At 41.2% G+C, this 10,351-nt stretch carries 9 protein-coding genes, 1 pseudogene and 1 riboswitch; of the genes and pseudogenes, 6 read left to right on the top strand and 4 right to left on the bottom strand.

The features are described 5' to 3' along the window. Window positions 1–210 precede the first annotated feature (210 nt). Both B7C60_RS01080 and B7C60_RS01075 read right to left on the bottom strand, forming a co-directional pair. A pseudogene (locus B7C60_RS01080) lies at window positions 211–282 on the bottom strand (DUF2787 domain-containing protein); the annotation flags it as partial. Beyond that, window positions 279–752, bottom strand: a complete 474-nt coding sequence (locus tag B7C60_RS01075) for a JAB domain-containing protein (protein WP_099610060.1) — start codon at window positions 750–752, stop codon at window positions 279–281. The pseudogene B7C60_RS01080 and the gene B7C60_RS01075, both read right to left, overlap by 4 nt. Window positions 753–970: 218 nt before the next feature. On the opposite strand from B7C60_RS01075, the gene B7C60_RS01070 reads away from it, so the two are divergent. From B7C60_RS01070 to B7C60_RS01055, 4 genes are all read left to right on the top strand, one after another. Further along, complete coding sequence (locus tag B7C60_RS01070; protein ID WP_099610059.1) at window positions 971–1,228, top strand: helix-turn-helix domain-containing protein; 258 nt, start codon at window positions 971–973, stop codon at window positions 1,226–1,228. Window positions 1,229–1,231: 3 nt separating this feature from the next. After that, window positions 1,232–1,873 (top strand): type II toxin-antitoxin system toxin DNA ADP-ribosyl transferase DarT, encoded by a 642-nt coding sequence (gene darT, locus B7C60_RS01065; protein ID WP_099610058.1) that lies wholly within the window; start codon window positions 1,232–1,234, stop codon window positions 1,871–1,873. Window positions 1,874–1,887: 14 nt separating this feature from the next. Continuing rightward, a complete protein-coding gene (gene darG / locus B7C60_RS01060; RefSeq protein WP_099610057.1) occupies window positions 1,888–2,928 on the top strand; it encodes a type II toxin-antitoxin system antitoxin DNA ADP-ribosyl glycohydrolase DarG in 1,041 nt (346 codons plus the stop codon). A 127-nt stretch (window positions 2,929–3,055) separates the two neighbouring features. Next, complete coding sequence (locus tag B7C60_RS01055) at window positions 3,056–5,062, top strand: ATP-binding protein (RefSeq protein ID WP_099610056.1); 2,007 nt, start codon at window positions 3,056–3,058, stop codon at window positions 5,060–5,062. 220 nt (window positions 5,063–5,282) lie between these two features. On the opposite strand, the gene trmA is transcribed toward B7C60_RS01055, so the two are convergent. Then, window positions 5,283–6,392, bottom strand: coding sequence for a tRNA (uridine(54)-C5)-methyltransferase TrmA (trmA, locus tag B7C60_RS01050; protein WP_099610055.1), 1,110 nt, complete (start codon window positions 6,390–6,392; stop codon window positions 5,283–5,285). Window positions 6,393–6,541: 149 nt separating this feature from the next. Next, a riboswitch (cobalamin riboswitch) is annotated at window positions 6,542–6,738 on the top strand. Window positions 6,739–6,783: 45 nt separating this feature from the next. Here trmA and B7C60_RS01045 point away from each other — a divergent pair. Further along, window positions 6,784–8,637: a TonB-dependent receptor domain-containing protein gene (locus B7C60_RS01045; protein WP_099610054.1), complete on the top strand. Its 1,854-nt coding sequence runs from the start codon at window positions 6,784–6,786 to the stop codon at window positions 8,635–8,637. Between the two features lie 169 nt (window positions 8,638–8,806). Next, on the top strand, window positions 8,807–9,607 hold the full coding sequence (gene murI, locus B7C60_RS01040) for a glutamate racemase (RefSeq protein ID WP_099610053.1): 801 nt from the start codon (window positions 8,807–8,809) through the stop codon (window positions 9,605–9,607). Here the strand turns inward: murI and B7C60_RS01035 are convergent. Next, complete coding sequence (locus tag B7C60_RS01035) at window positions 9,576–10,043, bottom strand: RNA recognition motif domain-containing protein (protein WP_099610052.1); 468 nt, start codon at window positions 10,041–10,043, stop codon at window positions 9,576–9,578. The genes murI and B7C60_RS01035 overlap by 32 nt on opposite strands. Window positions 10,044–10,351: the final 308 nt, after the last annotated feature.

Raw genomic sequence — 10,351 nt, 5'->3', positions numbered from 1 at the left:
TACCCCTAAAAGCCACTCTAATGCTGGTGGTGCTAAAGGGATACTAAGACCGACATTGGTTTTACTAAGTTCTTTGGGTCGCTCCCACACCGATTTTTCTAAATCAAACTCTTTGCATTGGGCTTCACTGTAAATCTTGTTGATGTCGGTCGTGCTCATCTGATGGCAGTTCGGCAAGAGTCGCTCCGCATTGGCCGAGATAATGTATCAATTTAGAAGTGCTTCTAATGACGTATGTAAAACATCATCAATGCACAATTTACCATAATGTTGTTCAATCATAACCACCCCCTTTCCGAAAATGAGGTGCAGGTATCGCCTGTCACGATATGGTCGAGAACACGAACATCCACTAGCGCTAAAGCGTCCTTGAGCCTTTCGGTGATGCGTCTATCCGCTTGTGAAAGGGTAGAGTCACCAGATGGATGGTTATGCGCAAATATCACAGCTGCGGCATTCACTTCTAATACCGCTTTCACCACTTCTCGCGGGTAGACACTGGTTGCATTGACTGTGCCATGAAACAGCTCTTTAAATTCAATCAGTCGGTTTTGGTTATCCAGCAGCAATAAGGCAAACACCTTAGGCTCATAGCTGCCTAACTTACAGCGTACATACTCTTTGGTGGCATCAGGATTGGTTAGGGCATCATCACGCACGTAACGTGTAGCCAGTATGTCAGCCGCATGCTCTAAGATTTCATTTTCCTGATAGCGTTGATGCTTTTGGTAATCGGAAATTTTAGAATTCATTTTAGGTTCCTGTCGGAATCAATGGTGGGTATTCACATTGATGGCATATGCCTGAAGATTTTTGAGTTGAGAGGGATGTGTGAGTGGGACTCAAGCTGTGATCAGTTTTTAAATTTTAAGATTAAAAAGTTAAGTTGAAATAAAATTTTTAATCTTGATCGTAATTTTTTGATAGGATGCAATATCAAAAAAAGTCTTGCCGGAATGGATAGGAAGACATGATTAAATGCAACCTTGCCCGTATGATGGGGGAGAGGAAACTAAAAATTTCAGATGTCATTCGTGAAACAGGCTTAAGCCGTAACACCGTGACATTACTGTATAAAGAAACTGCACAAAAAGTGGATTTAGAAGCCATAGATAAACTGTGCATTTTATTTAACTGTCAAGTTGGTGAACTCTTTGAACAGTCATCACTACACAATCAATTGGGTGATAGTTCAAGGAAGTTAAACTTGCCTACAAGCAAAGGATGATAAATGACAGTACCATTACAGCCCAAGATTTATCATATTGTTCATGTTGATAGGTTAGCGTCTATTCTTGATGCAAATGGATTGTTATGTGATGCCCAGATCATTGCGCAAAATGCAGTGGGAACCACGATAGGTATGAACACTATTAAACAGCGTCGACTCAACGAGTTAACGTTGGATAGTCATCCTGGTTTATATGTTGGACAATGTGTGCCATTTTATTTCTGTCCACGCTCCATCATGTTGTATGTGATTTATCGAGCAGACAGTGATGAACTGGCTTACAAAGGTGGACAGGGACCAATACTTCACCTACAAGCTGATCTTCATGCAACCGTACAATGGGCGCAGCAGCAAGGACATCGTTGGGCATTTACTCTTTCAAATGCGGGGTCGTACTTTTTTGAAGATAGGAACGACTTAGCTTTACTACATGAACTAAATTGGCCTGCTATTAACGCTACACAATGGCAAAGTTGCAAGGATGGCAAACAGGCCGAGTTTCTTATCGAGCATAGCTTTCCCTGGCATTTAGTCGAGGCGATAGTGGTCAATTCAGACAATGTTTATCATCAGGTAGTCAACACGTTGCAAATGGCAGCACATCGGCCACCTGTTACAATTAATAGTGATTGGTATTATTGAGGGGGGCCGTAGATATGATCGAAATTACTCGTGGTGACATTCTGCGTGCTGATGCAGAAGCAATCGTAAATACAGTTAACTGTGTTGGCGTAATGGGGCGTGGTATTGCTCTGCAATTTAAAAAAGCATGGCCTGAAAACTTCAAAGTCTATGCAGCAGCTTGTAAAAGCAAAGATGTTCAGCCTGGGAAAATGTTTATATTTGAAACTGGGCAGTTAGCAAACCCTCGTTTTATCATTAATTTCCCCACGAAGCGTCATTGGCGAGGCTCAAGTCGAATTGAAGATATTGACTCTGGCTTGTCAGCCCTTGTTAACGACATTCAAAGACTAGGTATTAAGTCTATTGCAATACCACCTTTAGGCGCAGGCTTAGGTGGGCTTGATTGGGCGCTGGTACGTGAAAAAATCGAAGTTGCAATGCAACCGCTGAAAGATGTTCAAGTTCTACTGTATGAGCCATCGGGCGCGCCGCAGAATGATAGAATGGCAAAGCAAAAAGAAGTACCAAAGATGACACCAGGTAGGGCTGTATTGATTGAGTTGATTCAGCGTTACCTGAAAGGTTTACTTGATCCATCAGTCTCGTTACTTGAGGTTCATAAGTTATTGTATTTTATGCAGGAAGCAGGAGAGCCTTTACGTTTGTCCTATCAGAAGGCGCACTATGGGCCTTATGCAAAAAACCTACGCCATGTTCTTAATGCAATTGAAGGGCATTTTGTTTCTGGTTATTCAGATGGCGGTGATGCACCGGAGAAAGAACTTCAGTTGGTTCCTGGAGCGGTAAAAGAAGCACAAGAATTCTTGGACCAACACCCTGATACGCGAGAGAGATTTGAAAAGGTATCTCGATTGGTAGAAGGCTTTGAATCACCACAGGGCTTAGAGCTTCTTGCTACGGTGCACTGGCTTAATCGGTATGAACAAGCAAAAAATACCGAACAAGTTATCAAAGGTGTTCATTCTTGGAACGCAAGAAAGCAGCAATTTACCCCAAGGCAAATTACTATTGCTGAAAAAGTACTTGATAGACAGCACTGGTTGAGCGTGTGAATTGAACGTTAGTAGAGACTCTTGGACAAGAGTCTCTACATACTTAAATCTAAGTTGAATCTGATTTTTATAAAAAATATATGAAACAGCAACCTTCTGTTTCGTTAATAAGGCTAGGGACTGTTTAATGCAAAAGGAACAGATCGAAACAACGAATATAAACCATGCAGGTATCAAGAAGCACTTTAATCGATGGAAGCTAACTCCAGAAAGAGCCGTTATAGAACTAATCGCTAATGGTTTTGATGCTAAAGCAACTGAGGTCAGAATTAGTACCAATGAAGAGTTCCTTGGGACTACATCCGTACAGATTATTGATAATGGTTTAGGGATTGATCCTGATAAAAAGCTAGAACATTTTTCGTGTTTCAATGATTCCCAAAAAGTTGGTGATGATGATACGCAAGGTGCACATGGCCGAGGCCGATTGGCGTTTCACCTTTTATGTGCGAATGCCGATTGGTATTCTCGATGTGGCTTTAAGGATACAAAGATCTCTATCAGCAGCGATGATTTACAACATTATTCGATGCTGAGCCTACTGCCTGAACAACAAAAGCGTAGTGTTGTTGCAAATGGTCGGGGAACATGTGTTGAGTTGACAAATTTTACGACCAACCTACCTGACGATGAAACATTATTGTGTATATTGCAAAATGAATTCGGCTGGCGACTCGCCTTAAATGACAAATTGAAGCTGTATCTCAACAACACTGAGGTATCTGTTCCGATTAATGAAAGTCGTTCCGAGTCAATCGATATAGATGAAATTCCATTTACGGTTAACTTTTTTAGGTGGAAAACCAAACCGGGAACTGAAAATTCAAAGAACTACTTTGTAAATTCAGATGGTAGAGTTACGTACAGTGAAAACAACTCATTTAATAGAAAAAGCCAGTTTTATTTGAGCGTCTATATTCAATCGCCTTGGGTTGATCGATTTGATAAAAACGGCGGATCTTTAAGTTTTGATGAGCTGAATGTTCCACTTGCTACCCCAAGCTCACCAATCTTTAAGTCCCTCAAAACAAAGATTTTCGATATATCTCGAGATATCTATACTGGATTTCTAAGGCAGCAGGTTGAAAGTCAGTTAGATAGATATGAGCAACAAGGCTATTTCCCTACCTACAAAAATCTGAGTCAGCATGATGCTGAGTGGCGACACACTAATGTTCGAACTGTCATCAAGGAAATTTGGCTAGTTGAGCCTTCAATATTTAATAATCTAGGTGCGAAACAAGCTAAAGTCATGATCTCATTATTAGATAAATTGCTTGTTTCTAATGAGAATGACAGTCTATTGGAAGTGCTAGAAAGTGTTGTAGAGCTGGACGAACATCGTCTCCATCAGTTAGCTGAGCAACTAAATAAGACGATGTTGGAGAACATTGTCAGTACGATTGAAGTATTGCAACGTAGGGAGACTGTTGTTAGAAAGTTAGAAGAGCTTATGATTAACAATTACAAGGATGTTTTAGAAACTCCGCACTTACAAGGGATTATTGAAGCGAATACTTGGCTTTTCGGTGAACAATACTCAATGATAGGTGCAGAAGAAGACGATTTTCAAAAAACAGCCCATAATCTTAGGCAGCATATTAAAGAAATCGATGTACTAGCAGAAGATGACTTCGAACAGCAAGACTTAGATGATGGTCTTACTATTGAAGGTGTGAGACGTCAGGTGGATCTATTTTTGGCTAGGAAGACAAAGCAGTTTGATAGTTTTGGTAAGCCTTATTTCAAGTGTACGATTATAGAGATTAAGAAACCGAGTGTATCGTTGAACACAAAACACTTAAGGCAACTTGAAGACTACGCAGGGATCATAGCCCGTCATCCAGGTTTTAGTGTACCTAATATGCGATTCGAATTGATTCTAGTAGGAAGAAAGGTTTCGAATGATGATATGGGGATTCCGAGAGCGCTCAAGTCGTGTGAAGTTCATAACGAACCTGGCATCGTATTCAAAGAAGAGCGAATCAAAGGATATGTGAAGACTTGGTCTTCTATCAAATCTGAGTTTGAGTTAACAAACTCCTACTTGCTTGAAAACCTTAAAACGAGACGAGATACGTTTGAACATATGGGATCAAGTGAGCTAGTTGCCGATCTTCAGCAGGTTTGTTGATAGTGGTTTTTCATTTGATAAGAGGCAGCATGTAGCTGCCTCTTTTTATATTTTTTGCTATTAGTAAGTATGCATTCAGTACTGGTTATATCTGTACATTCCCTTAAGTCCATTAAAACCTTATGTTTAATAGTTAGCGGGATACAGAGAGTTAAAATCTTCCCGTACCCCACACCGTACCTAGATTGATTTTTATTGAATATGTAATCCGTTAAATCCCTTATTTAATGCGCTCTAGCATCACACCTGCTTCCATGTGGTGGGTGTATGGGAATTGATCAAATAAAGCGAAACGAGTGATGTTATGAGTCGTTGACAAGATCTCTAGGTTCTCTTTTAGCGTTTCAGGGTTACAAGAAATGTAGAGAATCCGCTCGTAGCCTTGTACCATTTTACAAGTCTCTATATCCATTCCGGCACGTGGTGGGTCGACAAAAATGGTGTTACAGCGGTAACTTTTAAGATCAATCCCTGCATCTTTCAAGCGGTTAAATTCACGTTTACCTTCCATCGCTTGAGTAAACTCTTCAGCTGACATACGGATAATTTGTACATTATCTATTTTGTTTACTGCAATATTGTATTGTGCGGATTCGACTGATGGTTTGGCCAATTCTGTCGCTAAAACGCGGTCAAAGTTTTGTGCAAGCGCAAGAGAAAAATTACCATTACCACAATATAGCTCCAGTAAATCCCCTTGGCTGTCTTGCGTGCAGTCAACAGCCCATTCGAGCATCTTCTCGGCCACTTTTCCATTGGGCTGAGTAAAACTATTTTCGACTTGCTGATACAGGTAAGGTTGGCCGTTGACGTGTAGTTTTTCTATCACATACTCTCGGTTGAGTACGATTTTCATTTTGCGAGCGCGACCGATCAAATTAAGGTTGAACCCTTCATCATTCAATTGTTGCTTTAGCTTATTGGCTTCAATGGTCCATGCCTCGTCTAACTGACGGTGATAAAGCAGCGAAACTAACACTTCACCGCTGAGGGTGGATAAGAAATCCACTTGAAATAGTTTACGACGTAAGGTGTCGTTTTTTTTCATTGCATCAAGCAGTAAGGGCATCAAATCATTAATTAACCGACTGGCGGCGGGAAATTGATCAACGCGATACTTTTCCCGTGTGGTGGGGTTAAACATAATGTAATACATTTCGTCGCCTTCATGCCAAACGCGAAATTCTGCACGCATACGGTAATGTTGCTGAGGAGACTCAAAGACTTCCAGCTCAGGGACTTGGTAGGGCTGAAACATTTCAGTCAGACGGGTGATTTTCTCAGCCAATTGTGCTGAATAGTGTTCCGGATTTACGTCAAGCGTCGCCATGGTATTACCTTTCAATGGGTGCATGTATTTCAAGAGCGCAGATTTTATTCAATCTACAACACATGTCCAGTTTTGTACGAAATAGAAGGGAAATCAGGCTTAAATTACCCATAGTTCACTTTCTATACTAGACAATTGGAGTTTTGCTAAATACTATCCATGGAGCTGGTGACACTTGGCCGTCTAGGTTGCTAAATGTCTGAAAAGGGAATCTGGTGGAAATCCAGAACTGACGCGCAGCGGTAAGAGAGAACGAACGCTCAATCAAGACACTGCTTTTGGCGGGAAGTCGAGTTAGTAGGTTTTGCCCTTAAGTCCGAAGACCTGCCAGCAGCTGAGTTTAGCAGTGGTATCTCTGCTCAGTAGAATTTACGCGACTTAGGATAATAGAATGAGAAAAACGTTTCTTGCGATCACCTGTGCATCGCTGCTTTCACCTATTTTTTATTTACAAGCCCAAGAAGTTTCCGCAGATGAAACGGTTTTGGTGACCGCAAACCGCTTCAAGCAAATTGATGGTGCCGTTCTTGCACAAACCGTCACGATAACAAAAGAGGACATTAAACGTCTTCAAGTCAATAGCCTGTTTGATGTATTTCGTACACTACCGAGTGTTGAAGTTGCCCAGTACGGTGGACGTGGTCAATCCGCGTCTATCTACGTTCGAGGAGGTAGTTCATCCCAAGTTCTGGTTTTAGTCGATGGTATTCGTATGCCACGTGCAATGATGGGGGGTATCGATTTTAACCAATTTCCAATGAATTCTATTGAACGCATTGACTACATTCGTGGCGCGCGTGCCTCTATCTACGGTTCAGAGGCCATCTCTGGCGTAATTAACATTATTACTCGTGCGACTATTGATGACGATTCAAGCCGAGTGTCTATAGGTTATGGCTCAAATAATCATAAAAAGGGCACGTTTTTGGTCTCTAAGACTGTGGGTGAAGGTAAGCACTTTAAGGGTGTCGTGGGGTACGAGAAAACCGATGGTTTTAACGTTAAGCCTCAAGCGGGATTGAATGACGGCGATGAACATGGTTTCGAAACGTTAAATTTTAAGTTGGGCTATCAACAAAACTTCTCTGATTATTTATCGGGTTATGTAGGTCTTAGCGCTTATAACAATGAGTATGATTACGACAACAGCAGTATTTGGAGTGGCCATGAGAAAAAAACTGGCGAAGTTGAGTATGTAGGAACGGACTTATCGCTAGAATACAACAAAGACGCTTACTCATCTGAATTAAAATTGGCTTATGGTCAACAAGACAACTATGACCATAAGTCAGGTCAAAGCAAATCTACCGGCGATCATGTTGCTATTGAACAGTTCAATGCAATTTGGTTGAACTCGTACAGCGTTAACGAGCAATTGAGTATTGGCGGTGGTTTGGACTACCGTACCGAGAAGTTAGCAAAAGGCTATATTGCGGCAAATAGTTGGGGACCGGCTCAAGACTATCATCCCCAAAAAAATCCAAGAACGAACTTTGGTGTGAGTGCTATTACCCAATACGTTTACGATGCATGGACGTTAGAACTCAGCGTACGTAATGACGAAAACAATCAGTTTGGTAACAACACCACATGGCAAACTGCTGCTGGTTGGAAGGTTTACGAAGGCTACGAATTAACCTTAAGCCATGGTACGGCTTTTCGTGCCCCGAGCTTTGTTGACTTATACTATCCAGGTTACGAAATGCCAAATCTAAAACCGGAAGAATCAGAAAACACGGAATTATCGTTATCTGGCCTAGTATCGATTGTTGATTGGACAGTAACGGGTTACTACAACCAAATCGAGAATATGCTGATTTGGAAAGGCGCTGGCATGCAAAACGTCGGTAAAGCACAGATCAAAGGTATAGAGCTAGAGGTGAAATTCAACACGAATATCGTCTCTCATGAGTTCTACTTAGATTATAAAGATCCTGTCGATAAGTCTGGTACAGAGAAGACCCAATTAGCATACCGATCTAAGCGTGGTGCTAAGTGGAATGCTTACGCAACATTTAACCAATGGACGTTGGGTTCGCAGTATCTTTACCAAGGTGAGCGCTTTAATGGCAGTACAAGATTATCGAGCTATAGTCTATGGAACTTTACCGCTTCTTACGCTGTGAATCCAAATTGGGATATTAATGCGAAGCTCAGTAACGCATTCGATAAAGATTACGAGATGTACTCAGATTATGCCACGCCAGGGCGTCAGTATTTTATCTCGACAGACTACCGCTTCTAATTGAGCCAAACAAGACCGCCACATCGGCGGTTTTTCTTTTTAAACTTGAAGTGAAGAAACTTGAAGTGAAGAGAGGAGCGATTGAGACATTAAAGATACCAAGCGAAAACATTGCCAAAACAAATCTAACCAGTATGATCGCCAAATCCTTAATTTGCAGGTAAGACTTGTGCGAGCATTAAGTAATAAAAAAGTCCTAGTGTTTGATTCTGGTGTGGGAGGGCTATCGGTTTTCCAAGAAATCCACCGGCTTTTGCCATGCGTGGATTACTTGTATCTATTAGACAACGAAGCTTATCCATATGGTGAGCTTGACCAGGCTGTACTGATCACTCGTGTTAATAAGCTGGTGGCAGCACTGGTAGAAGAGTATCAAGTCGACCTCGTGGTCATCGCCTGTAATACGGCGAGCACTATAGTACTTCCTTCCTTACGCGAGAAATTATCTATTCCCGTTGTTGGTGTTGTTCCTGCGATTAAACCTGCATCGCTTTTGGCATCAAAAGGGGTGGGCTTGATCGCCACGCCGGCGACAGTAACACGCCAATATACTCACGAGTTAATACGAGATTTTGCGCACGGCAAACCAGTTGAGCTATTAGGCTCAACTCGCTTAGTGGATATGGCAGAAGAAAAATTACGAGGAAAGGCGCTTAATTTAAATGAATTAGCTACCATTTTAAGTCCATTAAAAGACAAAATAGATGTGGCTGTACTCGGATGCACACATTTTCCACTAATGAAAAATGAAATTCAAAGCGTACTCGGAGAGGATGTTATGCTGATTGATTCTGGATCGGCTATTGCGCGTCGAGTTCAAAGTTTACTGGGTCTAGGAGTAGGAGAAAAAAGTGGGCAGTCTTACACTATCTTTTCAAGTGCGCCTCCTTGGCAAGAAGGCGCGTTGAATGAAAGGTTGAGAGAACTAGGGTTTTCTCCTATTCGTCCATTTCCTCTTCAGGGTGTTTAGGGTCATTTGCAATTCGAACCTTGAGTGTTCGTTGCATATAGTCTGTCTCATTAAGCGCATCTATAGTCGCTTGAGCTTGAGGGGCAGAAATAACAACAAATCCGAACCCTCTGCGTTTTCCTGTACGTTTATCTTTCATTAGGCGAACCGCAAAAACTTCACCGTATTTCGCAAAAAGCTCACGAACATGAGATTCATTCGCTTTATATGGCAGATTTCCTACGTACAAGGTTTTTGTTGCCTGTGATGAATCTTCTACAGAAGAAGGGCTGGGTACTCTTTGCTCTGTATTATTTAGGCGTAATAAAATAATAGCCGAAAACATGACACCTAGAACAAAACTCACAGATGAGTGAATTGTAAATAGAGAAAAAATGAATGCACCAATCGCAGCCAGTGCAGTGAGAGTTAATAATAATGATTTCTTTGAATTCATATCAAAATACTACTTATCAGAATAAAAGTAAGAGGCGTATCTAACATTAACAAAATAGACACATGAATATTACGTATATGTGTGGTCTTTTTCCAATCTATTGCTGTGACTCTCCTCAAATGTTCGAATTTTATTCAAAAATTAATGGGTTGATTTATTTTTAGGCAAACAAAAAAAATGTTTGAAAAAAAGCTTGTCATAACTAAATCAGTCCCTATAATGCCGCCTCACTGACACGGCAGACGCCGCAAGGCTTCAGGCAGTGTTAGTTGAGGGAAAACTTCTAAAAAAGAAAATTTGAAAAAGTG

The sequence above is a fragment of the Vibrio fujianensis genome (genome assembly GCF_002749895.1).
In the GTDB taxonomy this organism is placed as follows: Bacteria; Pseudomonadota; Gammaproteobacteria; order Enterobacterales; family Vibrionaceae; genus Vibrio; species Vibrio fujianensis.
This window is presented reverse-complemented; position numbering and strand designations above follow the sequence as displayed.

Bases quoted from the DNA above. Each gene is read 5' to 3' on its own strand.
- B7C60_RS01075 (WP_099610060.1), bottom strand. From the start codon at position 752: ATGAATTCTAAAATTTCCGATTACCAAAAGCATCAACGCTATCAGGAA.
- B7C60_RS01070 (WP_099610059.1), top strand. From the start codon at position 971: ATGATTAAATGCAACCTTGCCCGTATGATGGGGGAGAGGAAACTAAAA.
- darT (WP_099610058.1), top strand. From the start codon at position 1,232: ATGACAGTACCATTACAGCCCAAGATTTATCATATTGTTCATGTTGAT.
- darG (WP_099610057.1), top strand. From the start codon at position 1,888: ATGATCGAAATTACTCGTGGTGACATTCTGCGTGCTGATGCAGAAGCA.
- B7C60_RS01055 (WP_099610056.1), top strand. From the start codon at position 3,056: ATGCAAAAGGAACAGATCGAAACAACGAATATAAACCATGCAGGTATC.
- trmA (WP_099610055.1), bottom strand. From the start codon at position 6,392: ATGGCGACGCTTGACGTAAATCCGGAACACTATTCAGCACAATTGGCT.
- B7C60_RS01045 (WP_099610054.1), top strand. From the start codon at position 6,784: ATGAGAAAAACGTTTCTTGCGATCACCTGTGCATCGCTGCTTTCACCT.
- B7C60_RS01035 (WP_099610052.1), bottom strand. From the start codon at position 10,043: ATGAATTCAAAGAAATCATTATTATTAACTCTCACTGCACTGGCTGCG.